Raw genomic sequence first — 22622 nt, 5'->3', positions numbered from 1 at the left:
TTTGTAATATATTTTATGTAAAAATTGTTATTAAAATATTACATTTTATTTTGAAAACTCTGGTCTTAATCTATATTAAACAAAAAGAGAATCTTAATGAAGGGGTATAGCTCTATGACAAGAATTATCATGTTGATCAGCCTCGTGGTTGGCATGGGGCAAGTTTTTGCAGCTTGGGATGGGGTTTCCAAGGAAAAGCCAAGTAAGAATACTGAAGGCGTTTTTTTGATTGAAAACGAAGCTCAATTGGCTTGGCTTTCGGATTCTTTGAATATCAAAGAGTCTGATCAAGGTACTCTGAACTATAAAGTCAATGTTAAGTTGATGACTGATCTTGATATGGGCAATCATCTGTTTGTGCCTATTTGCGGTGGTGGCGGTGACAGGCATTATACGGGTGTCTTTGATGGTAATGGCCACATTATCTCCAACTTGACTATCAATGGAGAAACGATTGCTAAGCAGAAAGATGATCCTAGGTATGGGCAGAATATCGCCTTTATTGGTGTTTTGGGTGCTGGCGGAAAAGTCAAAGATTTAGTTCTTGAAAAAGTGAATATCCAAAGTTCCACGAATATAGGTGTTGTGGGTTCATCTAACCAGATTTCGGTGGGTGCAATTGTTGGCTGGCAACAGAGCGGAACGATTGAAAATTGTTCTGCGTTTGGTTCTATTATTACAAGTGGTAACGGGCAAGGTGTTGGTGGTATTGTCGGTAACTTGCACAATGGTACAATCACGAATTGCTTGAGTTCTGTTGAAATTCGCGCTTCGGGTAAGAATGTTGAAGTTGGTGGTATTGTTGGATTGACAAAAGATAATGCCGTGACAATACAATCCTGCGTTTATGAAGGGAGTGCATTGGAAAGTACGGAAACAGGCCATGTTGGTGGTATTGTTGGTCAGCAACTCGGCGATAAAGCTTTAGTTGTTGAAAGTTCTTTTTATAATTCGGAAGCTGCTGACGCTGGTATTGGTCAAATAAATGGAGAAAATACGCAAGATGGTTCTAAAGGTGTTAAAAAACCTAATAGTGAACCATTCATTTGTGTGATGAATGGCGGTGTATGGACGGAATCGAGTGGCACTTGTAGTATTACAGAAGGTGAAACCTGGTTTACCGGAGACTCGGCTGTATCCTTAAAGGGTTATGGTGCTGATGGCTTTATGGTGACGTTCAATGCGAATGAAGGTGCTTTCCCTGCAAAGGCAAAGAAAAGGAAATTCATTGAAAGGGGAAAAACTATTACGGGCGATGAAATTACGACGCCGGTCCGTGAAGGTTTTGCTTTTGCAGGCTGGGCTTTGACGAGTGATGCCAATGAACCTGCTAGTGATTTGGGACTGGTTAACAAGGTTATGACAATTTATGCTGTATGGAAACCTGTTTATGCAGTGACACTTAGTGCGGCTCCAGGAAAGTTCCCCAATGGAAATGAAGAAGAAACTGTTCTTGTGGTCGAAGGTGAAAGAGTTTCCGTGAATAACTTGGAATTGCCATTCACATATACAGATGCAGAAAGTAGTACAAAGTATTACTTTAAGGGCTGGGCTAGTGAGTCTGGAGCGTTAGAGGCGCTTGATGTTCTTCCGACAATAACTGCAGAAAAAACGCTGTATGCTGTTTGGAACGAAGCTGTTTTCTATACAGTTGCTTTTAATGATAATGGCCGTGGCAAGACTGTTGTTGACTTTGTTCTTGCCGAAGAAGGGCAAAAAATAGCAGCTCCGGAAGCTCCTGTTCCGGATGAAGGCTATGCTTTTGATGGATGGTATACTGAATCTACTTGCGAAAACAAGTTTAATTTTGAAAGTACTGTAATTAACGAAAATGAGATACTTTATGCTAAATGGAATAAAGTAAAGTATGATATCGAGTATCATTTGGATGGTGGAACCAATAACGCAAAGAATCCGGCATCTTATGATATTGATACTGAAACGTTTATGTTTGAAGCGCCTGTAAAGGATGGCCATGTCTTTAAGGGCTGGTATTATGATGCTGAGTTTAATGAAAAGGCAACACAGGTGACCAAGGGAACAACGGGCAAGAAGGACTTGTATGCTGAATGGGAAGCAACAAAATACGTGATTTACTATTTGGCGGGTCCTGATGCATACGGAACGCTTGCTCCGGATACTCTTGTTTATGGAAAATCTGTAAAGCTTAAGGGCAAAGATTATTTCCATCGTGAAGAATTCAGACAGGTTGGCTGGTTGAATGCCGATAGTACTAAGATTTATGACTTAGGTGCAGAATACAAGGAGAATGCATCAATAATGCTGTTCCCGAGATGGAAGGCCTTGTCATATAAGATTACGTATGAGCTGGACGGTGGAGTTAACAATTCTGCGAATGTAGATAGTTATGTTGATGAAGATGTAGAAGATGGTAAGGTGATTGAATTGAAATCTCCGTTTAGGTGCGGATATAAGTTTGATGGTTGGTACGATAACAAAAAGTTCACGGGATCTGCAGTAACACAGATTAAGAGTGGAACTGAAGGTAATTTGACGTTCTATGCAAAGTGGAATAGTTTCTCGGCATTTAAAACCTATGGAGCTGTTAAGATTTATAGGGACAATGGCGTGAATTGCGCTGTGATGGAAAACGGTTCAAAGAGCAAGGTTAATATTAATAGCGATATTGGTGTTAGCTTTGTGTCTTACGACCGTAAGTTCCCGGTGAACAAAACTGATGATGATAAAATGTACTCTACGATTGTGTTGCCCTTTACCATTGCAAAGAGCAAGGTCGATGGTGCTGAATTCTATGAGTTTAAAGGGGTCGCAAACGATGGTGGAACTAAAAAAGTTCAGATTAGCCTTGTGGAAGGTGATAAGATTCAAGCCAATAAGCCGTATATCATCCGTACCACCAAGGAACATCTCTCGTTCAATATTGGTGATGGCGAGTCTGTTGTAATGAATACAAGTGATGCGAAAAACACTAAGAGCACGGATGGTCTCTGGGAACTTCGTGGAATGTATTCTTACAAGCAATGGGCTGCTGGTGACAAGGAACTTGGTTTTGCCTATGGTTATACAGCCAAGGCTACGAAGAACGTTCCTGTGGGACAGTTTGCACGGAATGTCGCAAAAGCATACATTTATCCGTTCCGCGCTTACCTCCTCTATACACCTCAATCTAAGATCTCTGCACCTCAAAAGGTGGCTTCGGGATACTTATCCAAAACGGCAACATTGGCTTCTATAGATGAATTTGCTTTGCCGGAAACGATGGATATAGTGATTGTAGATGGAAAACAGGAAAAATTTGGCGAAACGGCTCCTGCTTTCAACATGTGGAAAGCTGCTCCTGGTCAGGTGAAAATGCTTGACGGCTGGTTCGACATGTTGGGACGCAAATTGAAAGCTAAGCCAACGGCTAAGGGAATTTATTATTATAACGGTAAACGAGTAAGGATTTATTAATTATGGAACAGAAAAAAAGAGAATACGTTGCGCCTGATATGAAGGTTGTCGGCTTGAAAACTCAAGTTGCTTTATTGGATGTTTCGAACGATAGTGAAGTGGGACAGGCTCCCATTCCTTGCGATACAGATCGCTTGGCTTAATTAAAGCCTTCATTGAGATGGAATAAACTTTTTTCACGGATCTTTTCGGTCCGTGGAATTTTTTGCGTTTCTTTAAACTTTGGCGATAAACACATTAAGGCTAAATCCGCCATGGCTGGTGACGATTTGCTTTGCTGTGGGATTGCGCTTGGGCGATAACGCGGAACATTCGCGCAATAGATTTGATGTGCAAGTATATTTGGAACCTACGTGGGTGTCGTCTTTGGGTGCAAGGATGGCAACCGTAAGTTCTTTGTGGAACTGTTTAAGGTCGTTTCCAAGCTCTGTAAGCTTACGGCCTATTTTTGTATATAGCTTTGGGGCATCGAAATCGAGACGCTTGCCGTAGGGTGGATTCAGTACGATAATGGGGGAGGCTTTGCCGCTTGCATCTGCGATTTCTTTTGCAGTATAAGAGAAAAAGTCGCGGATTTGCGGAGTGATGGGCTTAGGCTCGATGCTTGCGAGCGGGCTGCAATCTACGTTGTGATTGATGATTTTGATGGAGCGTTCGGAAATGTCGCTCGTTAGAATTTTAGCGATGATGGGAAGCTTTGTCGCATTACAAGACTTTACTGGGGCCTTTGCTTCGCTCAGGGTGACGTGTGAAGGTGTGTTGTTTCTTGTATCGTTCGGTGTGCCGCTTCGCGTAATAAAATTCCAGGTGGCTTCTTTAAAGGCGGGGTGATGCTTGAGGGCAAAATCTCTGCATATGCCGGGGATGATTTTATTTGCAATGCTGGCGGCTTCGAGACTGAATGTGCCGCTGCCGGCCATCGGATCGATAAGGGTGATGTTTCGCGGATGTTCAGTGTCATCCTGAGTGGAGCGCGTAGCACGAAGTCGAAGGATCTCTATAGCTTCGAAGATCATCGCAGCGGCTATGGTTTCTTTGAGCGGGGCGTCGTTCACGAATCGCTCAAAGCCGCGCTTGTAGAGCTCTTCTCCGGCGAGGTCTTGCCAAATGGTGCAACGGTCATCAATGAGGGTAACGTATAGGTTTTGCATCGGGGCGTTGCGGGGTGCCCCCGCAGAGGGGGTAGCGGATGCCGTGTCGGCAGGAGCGAGGGGGAGGCTTACCCCTTTTATTATTTTATATAAACGTTCAGCGATGGCATCGCTGTGGTACAGGCGAGAATGTTTACAAGTAACGTGAATGTTTAATGCGTTGGTGAACTTAACTGGATCCCTCGCGCAGTTCGGGATGACGTTGCTTGTCTTTGGATTATCGCTTCGCTCTAATCCCAAATGCTGGACTCGGTCATGCTCATGCAAGCATGGTCGCGACGCTCGTCCTACGCATTTGTCGTCTGGTAAATACAATTCCCACGGGATTTCTGCGGCTTTCTTTTCGAGCTCGCGGAAGTTTTCTGCTTTGAAGTCTGCAATGTGCATCAGTACGCGATTTGCAATGCGACTGAATGCGACCGCTTTCCAGGCTTCCGTTATTTTTGCAGTGAATTCAACTTTGCCGTCCCCAACAATGTGAGGCTGATCGGCAGGATTATTTGCATTGAATGTTTCGACGCCTATGGACTTAAGTTCGTTAATGAGCGTTTGTTCGAAACCGAGTGGCACTACCGCCAAAAAACGATGCGGTTTTCCAATGATGTGCTTTTTGATGCGTTTGTCGAAGGCGTCACTCATGGACTGCAATATAAAAATTGCTACATGTCCAGATCAATCGCAATCAAGTTCTTCGAAGGTTTAGTCGGTGCGACCACGGGCAGCTTGCTCAAATCTAAGTTGATAGCAATGATGTCGCCAGAAAGTGACATGATGGCGCCTGTGGATGTATTGAATGTACCGATGACTTTTCCAAAACCATCGCTTACGGTCATGGTTGTCGGTGCAATGACATAATAGCTTGTGCCAAGTTGGTAGAAGTAACTGGGCTCGCTTACGACGATGTTTTGCGGAATTTGAATGTCCAAACCACCTGTTGTGGTTTTGGATGCAGGTTCCTGAACTGCCGCACTTTCGGAGCAGTTCCAAGCTGTAGCTATGGTTCCAGCTAGTAGCAGGATTTTAAAAATCTGGTATCTCATTTTCATTCCACTCTTCACTCGTTGTAAAAATATATTGACGTTTCCATAAGCGGTTGCGAAAAAATCTGTTAAAATCATTAAATGTTCTCGAGGCGTTCTCTATGTGTATATTTTATTCGGTTAGAAATCTTACGGAAAACTTACTGCTATTTTTGCGGAAAAATGATGCGATATTTGGCGTTCTTTCAAACTTTTTTCTGCGTGTTACTATCTTTTTTAATATGAAAATGAAAAAGTTTGCTTTGATTTCTGCGATGGGCTTTTTGGCCGTTTCCGCGTTTGCTGCACAGGGGGCTCCGATGGGTGCTTCTGTCGATCCAACTCCCGAAGAACAGAAGGCTCTCGATGCCTTGAAGGGTAAGCTTGAGGGGGCTATTGTCTGGTCTACGAGCCGTGCGAATTCCCTCCATGATATTTGGATTATGAATGCGGATGGAACGAATGTTCGTGCGCTCACCAAGAGCAATAACGTGGACTGGTTCCCGCGTGTAGCACCTGATGGCTCGAAGGTGCTCTTTAACCGCAGCAAGGCTGGCTGGGTTCCTGAAAACGATGCAAACTACCCTGAAAAGTGGGACTTGTGGACTGTCGGTATTGACGGTACGAACGAGACGAAGATTGTCGAAAATGCAACGTGGGGCACTTGGCGTCCGGATGGCAAGTCGATTGTGTTTAGCCGTGCCGGCAAGGTCTTTACGATGGACCTCGCAAGCAAAAAAGAAACGCTTGTGCTTGATGGCGAAAAAGCGTTCAATAAGGCTGGCGTGATTTTGCAGGAACCGAACATGAGTCCGGATGGAAAGCATCTTGCCATTACGCTCCGCGGTTCTATGCGCGAAACGGGCGTGTGGGACTTGGCTAAGAAATCTTGGACAAAGTCTGGCGATGGTTGTCAAATTGACTGGAACTTTGACGGTTCTAAGCTTTATCGCGTGAACCCTACGGGTAACGGTGGTACGGCTGCTCCGAGTGAAATTTTGTGGTTCACTGCAAAAGATGGTAAACAGGTGGAAAAGGTCGGCTTCTTCGGAATTCCGAAGAACGTGAAGTTGATGGACTTGCCGGGCCGCCGTAGTCATGAATACTTCCCGCGTTTGTCGCCGGATGGCAAGTGGCTTGTGTGGGGCGCAACGGACAAGGGTCACGACCATGACTTGTTCGACTATGAACTTTATCTGTGGAAGATTGGTGAACCTGTCGAAACTGCAACGCGTATTACGTACAACAGTGGTAATGACCGCTGGCCGGATATCTGGTTTGGTAAGGTCCCGGTGAGCGCAGCTAGTGCTGTCGCTGATGTTGCGAAGGCGGCTGCGACTGCTACAAGTGCCGCGACTGTCGTGCAGGGTGGCGTGAGCGAAGCCAAGATGGATGAACTCATCAAGGCGATTGACCGCTTGACCGAAGCCGTGAAGGCACTTGCTCCACAGAAGTAACAATGTACACTGAACCAAAATTTTTAGCGATGAAAGAAACCTCCAAGTTCAAACGCTTGGCGGAACTTTTACGCGTCATTATTCTGCAGTTGGGCGACGATGTGCCACGTGCTCGTCGTGAATTTGAAACTTACGCCGAGTGGCTGCATTTGCCCGAATCTGAACGCCTGGTGGGCAAGAATCAAGCGCAGATGATTGACTTGTACAAAACCTTCCGCACTCGTGCTGGTCTTGGTTTTGAACGTGACATTTATTTGGAACAGGAACCGGGCGACCGCGAAGTTGCCAATGAAAAGCCGATTCAATTTGCGGTGCTTGTTCACAATTTGCGTAGCGCTTTCAATGTCGGTTCCATCATTCGCAGTACGGATTGTTTTGGCCTTGAAGGTGTGCATTTGAGTGGTTACAGCTGTGGCCCGGACCATGTGACGGTTAAAAGTGCTGCACGTGGATGTCAGGAATGGATTCCGATTAAGCGTTGGGACGATCCGTTCGAATGTATCAAATGGCACAAGGAAAACGGCTACGAAATTATTGCGCTTGAAACTGGCGAAGATATTCCGAGTATAAACAACGTAAAATGGCCTGAAAAGGGCTTGATTGTGCTCGGTAATGAAGAGCTCGGCATTGCTCCCGAAATTATGGAACAGGCGACCATGAAAGTCACGATTCCGATGGCTGGCCGAAAGGCGAGCATGAATGTGGCTGGCGCTTTTGCCATCATGGCATTTTGCTTGAGAAGCGCCAAGGGCGAGTAATTCAGATAGAATTGTTAAAACAAAAGTCCCGCGGATTTCTCCGCGGGATTTTCCTCCTCACATTCCCCTTGCCCAAACACATGGGTTCCAAATTTAGGGGATGCTATTTTTTTAGTTCTTTACACAGCGTACGCGTGCTCTCTGTTGCGGGCCTGAAGGCCCGTCAATACCTCTGCCACTGTTGACAGAAATCTTAAGAGAGCTTTGGAGTTCCTGAAAGTCACGGAGGGAATTCAAGTTCGCTTTCGCCCATTCCACACCTTCGGTATCTCCGACAGCGGTGTAATGATGCAGCAATGAATCGAGTTCCATCTCCTTGTCTCTAGTGAATGTATTGTGAGAGTAGGTGTTGTAAGTGACATTTAGGTATTTCTTTTCCATCGGTTTTAGATTGAAGTCGAATTTGTTGAAGAATACGCCTGTCATATCTTTTGCCATAGCGGTTTCTTTATCGGTTCTCCAAGTCTCGTCAAGCAGGTTACCGGCATTACCGACATAGTTGATTAAGTTTTTCCAATCGTTGGTGCTGGCGATGTGCCAACCGTCGGGGCAAATGCCTTGATGAACTGAATCGATTAAGCCTTCTTCAACAGGCTCCCACAAGTATTTGACATCGATTTGCATGGCATTGGTCCAGCTATAAATGCCATCTGTAATAAATGGAGACTTTTTGCCGTTACTGGGTAAATCCGAAAGCGTGACAAATCTTAGGTCTTCTGCCATCCATTCGTATGTTTTACCGTTGTGCTCGAAAATTACGGTTTGGTATTTGTGGCCGTCTCGAGGATCGGTCATGCTTCCTATTTCATGGTCGATTCTCATCTTGAGTGAATCGATATGCTGTTTTGTAGTCAGATGCCAGTCGAAACCATCGCAGAGGAAGTAGTTTGGAGATTGGAGCTTGTTTTCGTCTTCCTCGTCGTCGTAAACTTCAAGGGGCTTGTCAATTCTTTTTGTTTCGCCCCAGCGATTTTCTGTGCAACTTTCGAAATCAAAATATTGCGCGAGAACCAACCTGTAAAATTGAGTTCTTTCTGCCATGAGCTCGTACTTATCTCTGCCTTTTGCTCCGGTTTCGCCTTCGTACATCACGTTGCCAAAATAGCTGTTTGTTATGTAGGCATTTCCGACAAGTGGTGCCAACAAAGAGTCGTTGAGTGTGCCATCTTCAGCAAAGTCATCGGCATACTTATCGACGTATGCTTGCAATTTGGAGCAGTTTATGTTGGCTGGGTCCATCTTATATTCCCATTTGTCGCCTTCTCCATTCCAGGGATCTGTGAAATCTTGGGTATCGACAAAGATGCTGATATGGTAGAGTGTTCTATCGGCATCTGAAGAATTATAGATGTTCAAATCTTCTGCTGCGGGGACCTCTATCCTGACACCGAATGCACCAAGAACTTCAGTGGCGGCTTGTCTCTTGGCTTGAGCGAATGTCTTGCCTGATTTGACTAAATTCAAAACACGTTTGTATTCAAAATGTGTCAAGAGGTTGATGTTTGCTGTGTTGCGTTTTTCCAAATTGGATACCGCGTTGAGGCGCAGAGAACAGTGGGAGCGTTCACCGTTGACTTCGCGAGTGTAGTGGCCTTCGGCGGTGAGAATCGCGTATTGGCATTCCAAATCTAAGTCGCCAAACTTGAAATCGCCATCGTCGTTAAGGACCTTTGTTTCGAATTCCCTGCCGGTGGGCTCAAGGTTACCTTCTGCCGAAGTTTCCTTGAGAACTACGCTGGAACCTTCTACAAAAGGACCTTTCTGTACGGCGCCGGAAAATTTTTTGCCCAAGAGAGCGGTAACGCCTTCGGTTTCTTCGCTTATACCGCCGGCGGTGTTGATATCGCTACAGGCGCTGATGCCTGCAATAAGAGCAACAGCATTAAAGAGTTTTAAAGAAAAATTCTTCATTGTTAAACCTCGCTGTTCGATGTGTCTTCTTTGGAACGTTTTTTGATATTCTTTGTTAAAGGGAAAAGCTGTACGTTGAGTCTGCAAATTTTTTCGACATCTTCTTCGGCTGAAACGATGGCGAAAATTTTTTTGCGACATTCCTTAAGGGTTTCGATGACTTCGTTGTAGCTTTTCTCTGTCATGCCCATGGTAAGGCCGCTGAAGTGCCTTTCTGAAATGGGAAGGTCTTCGAATGCTTGCAATGCGAATTCTCCCATTTTTCGAATAAGGGAATGAACGGGAACGGAAACAAAGCCTAAACGCCCTGTGGTGAGCAATTTATCGGTTTGATGGTAGTTGCCGTTTTCGTCCATCTTCAAGAAATTGTTCTTGACAAGGAAATGCAAACTTTCGCTTATTTCGGCGGCGGTGACCGGAATGCGAATCGCTTTGGCAATTTCTAATGGCTTGGAGCCAGGCATCGCGGGTGCGAGTTCGCGGACTACGGAATGAAGCCAGGATTCGTAGTAAGTGTAGGATTCGCTGCCGAGCAACTTGACGTTGTGTGCCGATGAAAGTTCTTGGATTTCTTCAAAAAATTTCTTTTTCTGTTGGTCGTTCTTTGCGTTTTCGTATTGAACGAGCAACATGAAATAGTCGTATTCGAAGCCTTGCAGTCCCATGGCTAAAGCGGTTTTTTGCGCGCCTTCTTCTACAAGCTTTGCTTTGTTGTCACTGACGAGCTTGAGGTAGGAACCGGAGGCAAATCCGGCCAACTTTGCAAACTCTCGCCATGTGAATGCGGAACTACTCTTTTTTTCGGAGTAGTAGTCTTGAATGTATTGGTGATAATTCTGATATTCGATGACTGATTTAAGCATGGTAATAAAATAAAGAAATTTGTTTGGAATGTCAATAGATATAAAACAAAAAACTTAAAATTTTTCAAAAAAGTTTGATTTTTGATATATGATTTTAAAAATTTTTGATTTTATAAAACAAAATTGAAGTTTTATAAAACAAAAATCGATTTTTGCTGGTGGTGTATGTCATTTGGGGACTGTATACACATGTTTGACTTAATGTTGTTAACTTATCTGCTGTTCTATGTAACCTGTATTGCGTGGAATATGTTTATGAAAACGATGTTTCGTTACGTGCGAAAGAATTGAAGTTTTAGAGGATTACTCGGCGTATGGTGATGGGGTCCGAAAAGGCAAAATGTCGTTGTTTTTGGGGGCGTTTTCTCGATAAGTCCGTATTGTCGAAATACGGGGTGTTTTGGACGATATGGCATGCGTCGCTCAACCGCAGAAATGCTTGCTGCGCGCCTTGATTCCTTGCTGAAAAATGCTTGATTCTAAGTGATTTTGGTAAGTTTTTTCTATCTTTTATCTTACATGCACGACAATTCAAAAACTAGGGTCCTCATCGCTAATGATGATGGAATCCAGAGTGGCTACATGCACGCTCTGGCGTGTGCTCTTGCACCCTACGCGGAGGTTTTTGTGTTTGCTCCAGAAGTGGAACAGAGTGGTGTCGGGCATGCGTTTACAGTCCGTCGTGGGCTTGCTCTAAAAAAGCGAAATCCAGTTGATGTCGCTGAAGGTCATGTCGAGTTTTATTCGATGTCGGGGACGCCGGCGGATTGCGTCAAATTTGCATTGGGACATTTTGCAACTCATGGGCTTTCCACTGAGGGGGCCGGTCCGGGGCTGTTTGACGTGTGTTTTTCGGGCGTGAATCTTGGTGAAAATTCTGGCGTGTCGTCGCTTTATTCGGGGACGGTTGCTGGTGCTCGTGAGGCTGCTCTTTGGGGCGTGCCGGGGATTGCGCTTTCGCTCCGTGGAACGAATGCGAATATGCTAGATGTCGCTAAGTCATTTGCCGTGTCTGTTGTGAAAAATCGCCTGTTTGAACAGATTCCTGTAGGAACGTTTTGGAACGTGAATTTCCCAAAGGCTACCGCCGAAACCTTCAAAGGGTTTAAGGCTACAAAGATGGCCCTTGGAATGTTTACGGACCACTATTCCCATGAGGGGAACTTGTGGCAACTGGATGGCGACAAGCTGTGGAATGAGCAACCTAAGGATAGCGATGACTATCTCTTGAATCAAGGGTATGCAACCATCACTCCACACCGCATAGACCAGACCGACCAGGAAAGTTTAGAAGTAATAAATGAAATGTTAGAAGGAGGCGGAATGATTTAGGAAAATGCTTCCTACTTCCTACTGTCTACTTCCCACTAATTTGAGGTTAACTAATGTCAGAAGAAATGGTACCTGGATCGCAGTTCAAGAGTCTTGTCGAACAAGACATGCAGGACTGCTATCTTCGCTACTCGATGAGCGTTATTGTCGCTCGTGCATTGCCGGATGCGCGCGATGGCTTTAAGCCCGTGCACCGCCGCGTGATGTACAGTATGCACAAGTTGGGCGTGGTTCCGAATAAGGGAACGGTCAAGTCCGCCCGTATCGTGGGTGATGTTATCGGTAAGTACCACCCGCATGGTGACGTTGCTGTTTACGATACTCTTGCCCGTATGGCGCAGGATTTCTCGTTGCGCTATCCGCTGGTGTTTGGTCAGGGAAACTTCGGTTCTATTGATGGTGACAGCCCGGCTGCCATGCGTTATACCGAAGCGAAGATGAACAACCTTGGCGCCCTTATGCTCGAAGATCTCGAAAAAGAGACGGTCGACATGGGCCCGAACTACGATGAATCGCTCGAAGAACCGCTGGTGCTCCCGTCTGCGCTCCCGAACATGATTGTGAACGGAACATCGGGTATTGCAGTAGGTATGGCGACGAATATGGCTCCGCACAACTTGCGCGAAGTCGGTGCCGCTATCCATGCTTTGGCTGAAAATCCAGACTTGACTGGCGAAGACCTCATGGAATACGTGAAGGGCCCGGACTTCCCGACAGGCGCTATTGTCTGTGGTCGTTCTGGCATTCGCGAAGCTTACCTCACGGGTCATGGCCGTGTTCGCGTGCGCGCCCGTACCGAAATTGAAACGGATGCAAAGGGCAAGCCGCGCATCATTGTGACGGAAATTCCGTACATGGTGAACAAGGCTGAACTCTGCAAGAAGATTGCAGACCTCGTTCGCGACAAGCGCGTTGATGGCATCACTGATATTCGCGATGAATCTAGCCGCGATATCCGCATTGTGATTGAACTCCGTCGCGATGCTGTGGGTGAAGTTGTCTTGAATAACTTGTTCAAGTACACGCAGCTCCAGACAACGTTTAGCATTTACAACTTGGCTCTTGTCAATAACCTCCCGAAGCTCCTGACACTCAAGGATCTTTTGCAGGTTTACATTGACCACCGCCTTGATGTGATTACGCGTGCAACGCAGTTTGACTTGAAGAAGGCCGAAGCCCGTCTCCACATCATCGAAGGTTTGCGCATTGCTACGCAGAACATCGATGAAGTTGTGAGAATTATTCGCCAGAGCAAGACGACCGAAATTGCAAAGCAGAGCTTGCAGGATCGCTTCACTTTGGACGAAATCCAGTCTCAGGCAATCGTTGACATGCGCCTTGCTCAGTTGGTCGGCTTGAATATCGAAAAGTTGGAAGCTGAATACAACGAACTCATTGCAACTGTTGCTGACTTGAAGGATATTCTTGAAAAGCGCGAACGTCGCATTGCCATCATGCTCGAAAAGCTCGATGCCGTTGTGGCCAAGTATGGCGATGAACGCCGCACCACGATTGGCGAAGCTATTGACGATAGCGATGACGAAGACCTCATTGCCGAAGAAGAACAAGTCATTACGCTCAGCAAGGAAGGTTATATCCGTCGCTTGCCGATTGATACGTTCAAGGCTCAGAACCGCGGTGGTAAGGGTATCATCGGTGCCGGCCTCAAGGACGAAGACAACGTGGAACAGATCTTCACGGCTAGTACGCACAGCTATTTGCTCGTGTTCACGAACAAGGGTCGCGTTTATTGGACGAAGGTCTACCGCTTGCCGGAAGGCGCCCGCAATGGCAAGGGCCGCCCGATTGTGAACTTTGTTGCTCTCACCGAAGGCGAAAAGGTGCAGGCTATTGTGCCGGTGCGCAAGTTCGGTGGTTACTTCTGCCTCGTGTTTGCTACGAAGAAGGGTATCATCAACAAGATGGACCTCACGCTCTTTAGCCGTCCGCGCAAGGCTGGTGTCAATGCCATTAGTCTTGACGATGACGACGAATTGGTCAAGGTTCAGCTCGTGGGCATGTCTGCTGAAGAATACGAAGCCAGCAAGAATGCTTCTGATGACGATTCTGCAGAAGCCGTTGAAAATGCTGCTGAAGCTCAGGCAGCCGAAGCCGCTGTTGCCGAAGAATCTGAATCTGGCGATGCTGAAGAATTCGCCAATCGCCCGATTCCGAAGGACCTCTTGATGATTGCGACTAAGAACGGTCAGGCCGTCACGTTCCCGATAAGCTGCTTCCGCGCTATGGGCCGTGGCACTCACGGTGTGAAGGGTATTACGCTTGCCGAAGGTGACGAAGTCATTTCGCTCCTCTGGCTCAAGGCTGGCAACAAGATCTTGACCATCACCGAAAAGGGTTATGGCAAGCGTTCTGAACCGGGTTCTTACCGCGTGACCCGCCGTGGTAGCAAGGGTGTCCGCAACTTGAACGTTACTGACAAGATTGGTGCCGCCGTGTTCGTGGAAAGCGTTGCTGACGACTACGATTTGATCATCACGAGTAAGGATGGTCAGGTCATCCGTATCAAGGCTGCTGATATCCGCCTCACGGGCCGTAATGCTCAGGGCGTCAAGGCGATTACATTGCGCGATGGCGACGTCGTGAAGGATGCAACCGCACTCCCGAGCGTCGAAGATATCGAACAGGATAGCGCTGACGCCAAGGAAACTTTCGACAAGGTCAAGGGCGTTGAAGTCGACGATGATTCCGTTGTGAAGGACGATGCTGAAAAGCAGGATGTCGGACCGGTTGAAACGGAAGAATAATCAATAAACCTTGCAAAAGTGGAACTTTAGTTCCCGAACGTCGCTTTAGCCTCTTCCTGGAGTTTCCGGGAAGAGGCTTTTTTTTATGCCGAGCGGGCGTGCCGTGAGCAACAAAGCCCTAGTTCTTTTGAACTCGAGTGGTTGCGAGAGCGAGGCGAGCGGTCGTATCCGTGAGCCCGAAGCGACCCGTGTTGACGGGTCGTGAAGGCGAGAGCGAGGCGAGTACGGAGTCTTGTATTTCAAAAGAGCCGAGCGGTCGTCAAATGTAAACTTATTGTCGTTGTTTTTTTCAACAACAAACATTTGCTTAACGTAGGTCTTTTTTCTTTTGCCTCTCATATATTATGTTCAGCATAACTATAATGTGAGGAGTACATTAATATGAAAAAATATTTTAGTACAGCCAAGATCGGGTTAGCTCTAACATTTGGACTAGCTTCCGGTGTATTTGCACAGGATTTCTGTACCAATGCTCAGCATTCCGGTCAGAAAGTGACGATTACCTCGAACCAGACTGGCAAAATCGGCGATATCGGTTACGAACTCTGGGACGAAAACGGTCATGGTGGTAGTGCTACCTTCTATAGCGATGGTTCCATGGATTGCAATATCACTGGTGCTAAGGACTATCTTTGCCGTGCAGGTCTTTCTCTTGGCAGTAACAAGACTTATAAGGAACTTGGTGGTGATATGATTGCCGAGTTCAAGCTTGTGAAGAGCGGTGCCCAGAATGTGGGTTACTCTTATATCGGTATCTATGGCTGGATGGAAGGTGTTTCTGGAACGCCTAGCCAGTTGGTCGAATACTACGTGATTGATAACACCCTCGCCAATGATATGCCGGGTAGCTGGATTGGTAACGAAAGAAAGGGTACCATTACGGTTGACGGCGGTACCTATACTGTTTATCGCAATACCCGTACAGGTCCGGCTATTAAGAACAGCGGTAACGTGACGTTCTATCAGTATTTCAGCGTTCGTACCTCTCCGCGCGATTGCGGTACCATCAATATTTCCGAACACATGAGACAGTGGGAAAAGATGGGCATGTCCATGGGTAAGCTCTACGAAGCCAAGGTGCTTGGTGAAGCTGGTAACGTGAATGGCGAAGTCCGCGGTGGTCACATGGACTTCCCGCATGCCAAGGTCTATGTGAAAAACGGCTCTGATCCGGTTTCTTCCTCTTCTGTGAAGTCTAGCTCTTCTACGGATGCACCGAAATCCAGTTCCTCTAAGGGTAACGGCAACGTTTCTGGTAAAATTGACGCCTGCAAGGACGCTATGGGCCATGAAGGCAAAGAAACGAGAACTCAGGGTCAGAACAACTCTAGCGTGACGGGTAACGTCGGCAGCTCTCCGTACCACTATGAAATTTGGTATCAGGGTGGTAACAACTCCATGACGTTCTATGACAACGGTACTTATAAGGCAAGCTGGAATGGTACCAACGACTTCCTTGCTCGTGTCGGCTTCAAGTATAACGAAGATAAGACCTATGAACAGGTTGGCCCTATCGATGCCTATTTCAAGTGGAGCAAGCAGGGTAGTGCAGGTGGCTACAACTACATCGGTATCTATGGCTGGACGGTGGATCCGCTCGTAGAATACTACATTGTTGATGACTGGTTCAATAAGCCGGGTGCAAACCTCCTCGGCCAGAGAAAGGGCGAATTTACGGTTGATGGTGACACCTACGAAATCTGGCAGAATACCCGTGTCCAGCAGCCCTCCATTAAGGGTACGCAGACCTTCCCGCAATACTTCAGCGTTCGTAAGAGTGCTCGTTCTTGCGGCCATATCGACATCACTGCCCACATGAAGAAGTGGGAAGAACTCGGCATGAAGATGGGGAAGATGTACGAAGCCAAGGTGCTCGTGGAAGCCGGTGGTGGCTCGGGATCCTTCGACGTGACCTACTTCAAGATGACCGATAAGGCTCATCCGCTTCCGCAGCCTGAATCCAGCTCTAGCGAAGCTAAGTCTAGCTCTTCGAAGAAGGTTGAATCTTCTAGCTCTAGGGTTGCTATCCATGCAACTCCGAAGATGGAACTCAAGAGCGGCAACTTCCAGGTGTTCGACATGCAGGGCCGTTACCTCGGCAACGTGAAGGTCGAAGCTGGTGCTACCGTGAACGAAGTGCTCAAGGCTAACTTCAAGAACTCCGGCATTTACATGGTGAAGCAGGGCGCATACATGCAGCGCTTCTCCGTGAAGTAAACTAGTCTCTCCTCCTAAGACTGTAAAAAACGCTCCCCGCCGGGGAGCGTTTTTGCATATATCGACATGTGCTCCAGATGCTTGCGAGCGTACTGCGAAAAATCCGTTAAATGAGAAAAATGGAAAATGTTAAAATGCGGCGTGAACTGCTTAATAATGCCGCGGGAACGCTACGGGAATAGTTCGAAGATATCGCACGTTTTTACATACAAAAAAACGCGGGTCCCGAAACGGAACTCGCGTAAATACTTTGTCTAAAGTCGAAGATTACTTCTTAGATTTCCGTGAGCAAAAAGCGACCCGTATTAACGGGTCGTGATTGACGCTTTCAGCGTCCGCGGCTTTACTCGGTCATGAAATTATGCAAGCATAATTTCGCGACGCTCGTTTTGCACGCTTTTGCGAGAGCAAGCGCTCTGAAGGATTTACTTCTTAGCTTTAGCGCTTGCGGTCTTTTTAGGAGGATGAGCGGCGATTTTCTTCACGCTCTTGTCTTCTTCCTTGGCAGCCTTTTCAGCTTCCTTGAACATGGCTTCGACTTGTTCGAGAGCGCCGTTCGGATCTTCTTCGATGATTTCAGAAGCTTCGTCCACGAGTTCTGCGAATTCGTCGTACCAGTCAGCGAAAATTTCGACTTCGAGGTGATCCACACCCGGAACGGTCAAGCGCACGCCGCAGCTTTCGCCAACGCGGTCGAGGAACTTTGCAATTTCCGGACGGAGGAGGGAGAGGTCAAGACCTTCGAGATCTTCCGGTTCCAAGAGAACGCCGTCGACCTTATCGTCATCTTCGGCCTTCTTGGACTTCTTGTCGCCCTTCTTGCACTTGCAGTTTTCACCGCAGCAGCATTCGTTGTTGAAATCGCTGTTCATGGCGAGATATTCTTCATCGTCGATGCCACTGTCGTAGTAGAATTCGTCGTCTTCCAGATAAAGTGTTTCAACGAAGATTCCCTTTGCGCCGAGAGTCTTGGCTGCTGCCAAGAATTCCTTGAGGTCGCCGCCGAAGTAGCGAGTGGCTTCGGCTTCTTCGTTCAGAGTCTGCACCGGGATCGGAAGAAGCTTCTGCTTCTTGATGTGTTCGCAGACCAAGTCGGTAACGGATTTTTCATTCTTAGCCATTGTGATTCTCCTGTTAAAAAGTCTTCCTACTGCCTATTAGGCGTGATACTTCTTCAAGCTGGTTGCCTTCTCGTCGATGAGCTTCATGATGCGGGCAACAGCGTCAGCACCGTTAGCCGTGTCCTTCACGCTTACGAGCGGCTGGAACAACGGGCTGTTGAAGAGCGTTCCGAGAGGAATCGGGTTCTTGCGGCAGAACGTGGCGTCGATGTAGTCACGTGCAGCCTTCTGCAAGTTGTGAGCCTTGTCCTTGTCGCCAGCCTGGAAAGCCTTGTAGAGGTCAACGAAAGTCTTGCAAGCTTCCGGGATGTTGCCCGTTGCGCTCACGATACCCGTGCCGCCCATTTCAAGGAGGTCAGCAAAGAGACCGTCTTCACCGCTCATCACGGCGAAGTCCTTGCCCTTTGTTTCCTTGATGACGCGCATCGTGTCTTCGTGGAACTTTTCGCCAAAACCAAATTCAACCGCCTGCTTGAGACCGATGATGTTCTTGTCTTCGGCAAGAGCAATCAAGGTGTCCGGATGGACATAGCTGGATGTACGGCCCGGAACGTTGTAAATAACGATCTTTGCACCCGTTTCGCTACTGAGCGTCTGGTAGTGCTTGAGCAAACCTTCTTGCGGAGGATTGTTGTAATAGCCTGTCACGCAGAGGACTGCCACCGGAGCAATCTTCAAAACGTTTTCGATCATCTCGATAGATTCGCGCGTGCAGTTGGAGCCTGCGCCTGCAATCACAGGAACGCGACCGTCAACGTAGTCGAGCGTGAACTTAATGATATCCAAGTGCTGCTGCGGAGAGACCGTTGCACTCTGGCCCGTCGTCACGGCGGGGAGCACACCACTAGCACCAGCTGCAATAACATCGTCAATCATCTGCCCCATCTTCTTGTAGTCGATGGAGTTGCGAAGGTTCTTAGGATCGTCGTTCTTGAGCGGGGTGAACAACGCGGGGAAAACACCAGTAAGTTGAGAAGCGTTTGTAATTTGCATAGTGACCTAAATATAGTATTAGAAGGAAGACAAAGGACGAAATATGAACGAAAAATATGGCGAAATTAAAGGCTTGTAAATCAAGAGTTGTAGCTTGAAAAAACGTCATTGCGAGGAGCGAAGCAGAGCCTGCCACGAGCAAAGCGTGGTGGCGGCAATCTATTTAAGGTGGATGGGGTAGTTTTATTTTGAGACTTTGTTCGAAATGAGGCTTGCTGAAATTTGAAATTTTTACAGGAATTGTAACCCCCTTAATTTTGCGCTTCTTCCGCCTATCTTTTGTCTCCTTCTTGCTGTAGTTTTTCTAAATTTTGCGCGTTAAAACTAAAAAGGAACCGTTATGGAAAACATTACCCAGATTTGGAAAAAGATTCAGTCCCCCGAATTCAACCCGGCTACCGATATGAACCTGGTTGAAACCGTGAAGCAGGTCGCTTTGACCTCCCAGGAACCGGCTAAGGTCAGCTTTGGTACCTCCGGCTGGCGCGGTGAAATCGGTTCTGAATTCACGCTCCGCAACTTGCAGGTTGTCGGTGCTGCTATTGTGCGTTTGTACAAGGAAGCAACTCCGGAACTTTTCGCTGCTCTGGGTGTCAAGGACTTTGCTGAACTTCAGAAGCGCGGTGTGGTCGTTGGCCATGACAACCGTTTGCTCGGTCACGAATTCTGCGAAGCTGTCGCAGACCAGTTTGCAAAGGCTGGCGTGAAGGTTTACTACGGTGGCGAAATGCCGACTCCGGAATTCTCCGCTGCAATTGAAATGCTCGGTGCCGCATGCTCCATCAACATGACTCCGAGCCACAACCCGAGCCATTACAATGGTATTAAGTTCAATCCGGCTGACGGCGGTCCTGCTGGTCCGGAAATCACGAACGTCATCACCAAGCTTTCTAACGAAATGATGGCTACTTGGAAGTTTGAACCGGTCTCCAAGGTTGACTGGGAAATTATCGACTCCCTCAAGATTTATAAGGAATTCCTCGTGAAGCAGGGAACGATCAAGTTCGACCGCATCAAGGAATTCATCAAGAAGGGGCGCCTCACACTTGTGTGCGACCACGTTCACGGTTCTACCCGTCGCCGCCCGGCTGCTCTCCTCGACAATCCGGAATGCCTCATCACGCTCCGCAACGAAGACGATTCTTTGTTCGGTGGTATCGCACCGGAACCGTCCAGCAAGAACCTTGAAAAGGTTCGCAAGGTCCTCGACGAAAGCAAGTCCTGGTTCCGTCTTGGTGCAATCTTTGACCCGGATGGTGACCGTATCCGTTTCTACGATGGCACTCGCGAAATCGACATGAACCAGTTCGGTGCAATCGCTTTCCACTACATGGCAACCTGGCGCAAGGAACAGGGCTGCGTGGCTAAGTCCGTTGCAACTTCCAACTTCGTGAACATCATCGCTGAAAAGCTTGGCGTGCCTGTCATGGAAACTCCGGTGGGCTTCAAGAACTTCCGCCCGTGGCTCTCTCGCAATGCCAAGCAGAAGGCTCTCGTTGCATTCGAAGAATCTGACGGTATCTCTGGCCTCAACAACACGCTCGAAAAGGACGCTCAGTTCGGTCTCCTCATCGCTCTCGAAATTCTTGCTACGACAGGCAAGAACCTCGGCGAATACCTCGATGCTTTGTACGAAGAATACGGCCGCTTCTATCCGACCCGTTCTGGTTTCGAAGTGGACAAGTCCCTCGTTGGCGAACCGCTCAAGGCTAAGGTGAACGCCATTGCCGATATCGCTAAGCCGGGTGCAAAGGTCATGGTCGGTGCAAATGAAAAGACTGTGAAGCAGCTCCTCACGCTCGATGGCGTGAAGGTCATCTTCGACGATGATTCTTGGATGCTCGTGCGCCCGTCCGGTACGGAACCGAAGGTTCGTATCTATACGGAATGCCGTAACCCGGATGAAAAGGATCCGATGTTCGAAGCTGCAAAGGCTTTGTTCTTCAAGAACTAAGGACAAATTAAGCGAATTGGATTAGGGAAATGAAAAAAATTCTAACGGTCATCTTCCTTGCGTGTGCATTCGTGTTCGCGCAGGAAGGCTCTCTTAAGCCGGGATTCCAGGCTTTCTCTGGTGCTTTGATCAAGCTCAAGAAGGCTGAACACGGCTTCCACAAGTTCAGGCTCAGAGTCGATGTGGCTCCTTGGGCATTCCTTGCGGAAGGTGAAGTCCAGGCCCCCGGTGGAGATTCTGATGTCCTTATAACGGCTCTTTTCGATAGAGCTCTTTACGCTGTGCTTGCCTACATTCCGGACAAGATTGCTGCCGGTTCCGATGGCGAAGAATACAACGTGGGCTTCTTCGATATGATGCTTTATTACGACGAAGAACCGACTAGAATTCGTAACTTGTCGTTCAAACTTTTGCCGCCTGCAAACGACAGCTGGGCACAGAGCATTTTGGATGATGCTCTCCAGTCTGGCTCGCTTCTCGGTAGAATCTGGAGCGGTAAGTACGAACGTGAAATTACAAGGGCGTCCGCTGTTCCTATAGACAAGACAAAGCTTGTCGATATGCAGCAGAAGCGCAAAGAGGCGAAGGCTCTCGAAGCAGAACGTAAGGCTCGCGAAGAGTCTGAACGTAGAGCTAGGATGCAGAGCGAAAAGGTGAAAATCAAGTCCAAAAAGCAAGATAGCTCGTTGGATTGCTCTAGCCGCAAACTTAGCGCAAAGCAGAAACGCCTCTGCAAAATGAACAAGAAGTAGAACTTTTTTAAATTTTTATCAAAAACCACCTAGAGGTAAATTATGTCAGGTCACTCCAAATGGGCCACCACCAAACGCAAGAAAGCCAAAACCGACGTTGCTCGCGCCAAGGCTTGGAACAAGCTTATTAAGGAAATCTCCATCGCTGCAAAGCTCGGCGGCGGCAACCCTGACGCTAACCCGCGTCTCCGTGCTGCAATCCTCAAGTCCAAGAGCCAGAGCTTGCCGACTAAGAACATCGAAAGTGCAATCGCCAAGGGTACGGGTGCTAACTCTGGTACCGAAATGACGGAACCGTTGTACGAAGGACGCGGCCCGGCAGGCATTGCTATCATGGTGCAGTGCATGACCGACAACAAGGTTCGTACGGTTGCTGAAATCCGTAACATCTTCAACAAGAACAACGGCTCCATGGGCGAATCTGGTTCCGTTTCTTGGGCATTCACCTACAAGGGCGTGATTGTCGTTGATGCTGAAAAGTATCCGGAAGATCAGATTATGGACCTCGTTCTCGAAGCTGGTGCAGAAGACATGAGCACGGAAGATGGCGTTCATGAAATCTCCACTTCTCCGGAAGCTTTCGATGCTGTTTCCAAGGCTCTCGAAGCTGCTGGCATCGAAATGATGAGCGCTGAACTCAGCTACGTTCCGAATGATCCGGTTAAACTCGGTCACGATGACGCTGTGAAGCTCCTCAAGCTCATCGACAAGTTCGAAGATCACGACGACGTTCAGGAAGTCTATCACAACGCCGAAATCGACGAAGCTGACATGGACGCTGAGTAAGACGAGAGATATGTGCTTGTCATTCTCGCGAAGGCGGGAATCTCAAAAGCCGATTGCTAAAAAGCAGTCGGTTTTTTTATTGACTTAACGTCAACGGAGATTTTGAAA

At 47.5% G+C, this 22622-nt stretch carries 16 protein-coding genes; 10 read left to right on the top strand and 6 right to left on the bottom strand.

The genetic code is table 11. The features are described 5' to 3' along the window. Positions 1-114 precede the first annotated feature (114 nt). Both BUQ91_RS07935 and BUQ91_RS15690 read left to right on the top strand, forming a co-directional pair. Positions 115-3435, top strand: a complete 3321-nt coding sequence (locus BUQ91_RS07935) for an InlB B-repeat-containing protein (RefSeq protein ID WP_175566616.1) — start codon at positions 115-117, stop codon at positions 3433-3435. Between the two features lie 2 nt (positions 3436-3437). After that, positions 3438-3578: a hypothetical protein gene (locus BUQ91_RS15690; RefSeq protein WP_175566615.1), complete on the top strand. Its 141-nt coding sequence runs from the start codon at positions 3438-3440 to the stop codon at positions 3576-3578. 72 nt (positions 3579-3650) lie between these two features. Here the strand turns inward: BUQ91_RS15690 and BUQ91_RS07930 are convergent, their stop codons facing one another. Both BUQ91_RS07930 and BUQ91_RS07925 read right to left on the bottom strand, forming a co-directional pair. Beyond that, positions 3651-5225 (bottom strand): THUMP domain-containing class I SAM-dependent RNA methyltransferase, encoded by a 1575-nt coding sequence (locus tag BUQ91_RS07930; RefSeq protein WP_074208789.1) that lies wholly within the window; start codon positions 5223-5225, stop codon positions 3651-3653. A 20-nt stretch (positions 5226-5245) separates the two neighbouring features. Next, a complete protein-coding gene (locus tag BUQ91_RS07925) occupies positions 5246-5626 on the bottom strand; it encodes a hypothetical protein (RefSeq protein ID WP_074208959.1) in 381 nt (126 codons plus the stop codon). Between the two features lie 227 nt (positions 5627-5853). Between BUQ91_RS07925 and BUQ91_RS07920 the strand changes: the two genes are divergently transcribed. Both BUQ91_RS07920 and BUQ91_RS07915 read left to right on the top strand, forming a co-directional pair. Continuing rightward, on the top strand, positions 5854-7062 hold the full coding sequence (locus BUQ91_RS07920; RefSeq protein ID WP_254842285.1) for a TolB-like translocation protein: 1209 nt from the start codon (positions 5854-5856) through the stop codon (positions 7060-7062). Between the two features lie 2 nt (positions 7063-7064). Next, a complete protein-coding gene (locus BUQ91_RS07915) occupies positions 7065-7820 on the top strand; it encodes a TrmH family RNA methyltransferase (protein WP_072826923.1) in 756 nt (251 codons plus the stop codon). Between the two features lie 111 nt (positions 7821-7931). Here BUQ91_RS07915 and BUQ91_RS07910 read toward each other — a convergent pair whose 3' ends face one another. Further along, complete coding sequence (locus tag BUQ91_RS07910; RefSeq protein ID WP_074208787.1) at positions 7932-9731, bottom strand: FISUMP domain-containing protein; 1800 nt, start codon at positions 9729-9731, stop codon at positions 7932-7934. 2 nt (positions 9732-9733) lie between these two features. Next, positions 9734-10594: a TIGR02147 family protein gene (locus tag BUQ91_RS07905; protein WP_072826925.1), complete on the bottom strand. Its 861-nt coding sequence runs from the start codon at positions 10592-10594 to the stop codon at positions 9734-9736. Between the two features lie 519 nt (positions 10595-11113). Here BUQ91_RS07905 and surE point away from each other — a divergent pair. The 3 genes from surE to BUQ91_RS07890 all read left to right on the top strand — a co-directional run bounded on the left by surE (position 11114) and on the right by BUQ91_RS07890 (position 16908). Next, positions 11114-11926: a 5'/3'-nucleotidase SurE gene (surE, locus tag BUQ91_RS07900; protein ID WP_074208786.1), complete on the top strand. Its 813-nt coding sequence runs from the start codon at positions 11114-11116 to the stop codon at positions 11924-11926. 53 nt (positions 11927-11979) lie between these two features. Further along, on the top strand, positions 11980-14691 hold the full coding sequence (gene gyrA / locus BUQ91_RS07895) for a DNA gyrase subunit A (protein WP_074208785.1): 2712 nt from the start codon (positions 11980-11982) through the stop codon (positions 14689-14691). A gap of 381 nt (positions 14692-15072) precedes the next feature. Next, the gene (locus tag BUQ91_RS07890; protein WP_074208784.1) at positions 15073-16908 is read left to right on the top strand and encodes a glycoside hydrolase family 11 protein; all 1836 of its coding nucleotides are present in this window, start codon (positions 15073-15075) and stop codon (positions 16906-16908) included. A 425-nt stretch (positions 16909-17333) separates the two neighbouring features. Here BUQ91_RS07890 and BUQ91_RS07885 read toward each other — a convergent pair whose 3' ends face one another. After that, a complete protein-coding gene (locus BUQ91_RS07885) occupies positions 17334-18029 on the bottom strand; it encodes a hypothetical protein (protein ID WP_074208783.1) in 696 nt (231 codons plus the stop codon). 36 nt (positions 18030-18065) lie between these two features. Beyond that, positions 18066-19022 carry a 4-hydroxy-tetrahydrodipicolinate synthase gene (gene dapA, locus BUQ91_RS07880; protein WP_074208782.1) on the bottom strand — a complete coding sequence of 319 codons (957 nt, stop codon included), beginning with the start codon at positions 19020-19022 and terminating at the stop codon, positions 18066-18068. 340 nt (positions 19023-19362) lie between these two features. Here dapA and BUQ91_RS07875 point away from each other — a divergent pair, with 340 nt between their 5' ends. Genes BUQ91_RS07875 through BUQ91_RS07865 form a run of 3 tightly spaced genes read left to right on the top strand, consistent with a single transcriptional unit; the run spans position 19363 to position 22514 of the window. After that, the gene (locus tag BUQ91_RS07875) at positions 19363-20976 is read left to right on the top strand and encodes a phosphohexomutase domain-containing protein (protein WP_072826931.1); all 1614 of its coding nucleotides are present in this window, start codon (positions 19363-19365) and stop codon (positions 20974-20976) included. A gap of 29 nt (positions 20977-21005) precedes the next feature. Continuing rightward, positions 21006-21728, top strand: coding sequence for a hypothetical protein (locus BUQ91_RS07870; RefSeq protein WP_074208781.1), 723 nt, complete (start codon positions 21006-21008; stop codon positions 21726-21728). Between the two features lie 42 nt (positions 21729-21770). After that, complete coding sequence (locus BUQ91_RS07865; protein ID WP_072826933.1) at positions 21771-22514, top strand: YebC/PmpR family DNA-binding transcriptional regulator; 744 nt, start codon at positions 21771-21773, stop codon at positions 22512-22514. The last annotated feature ends 108 nt before the right edge of the window (positions 22515-22622 follow it).

Source organism: Fibrobacter sp. UWB11, from assembly GCF_900143015.1.
Taxonomy (GTDB): domain Bacteria; phylum Fibrobacterota; class Fibrobacteria; order Fibrobacterales; family Fibrobacteraceae; genus Fibrobacter.
The sequence above is the reverse complement of the archived record's forward strand: the minus strand, read 5'-3'. Positions and strand labels throughout refer to the sequence as shown.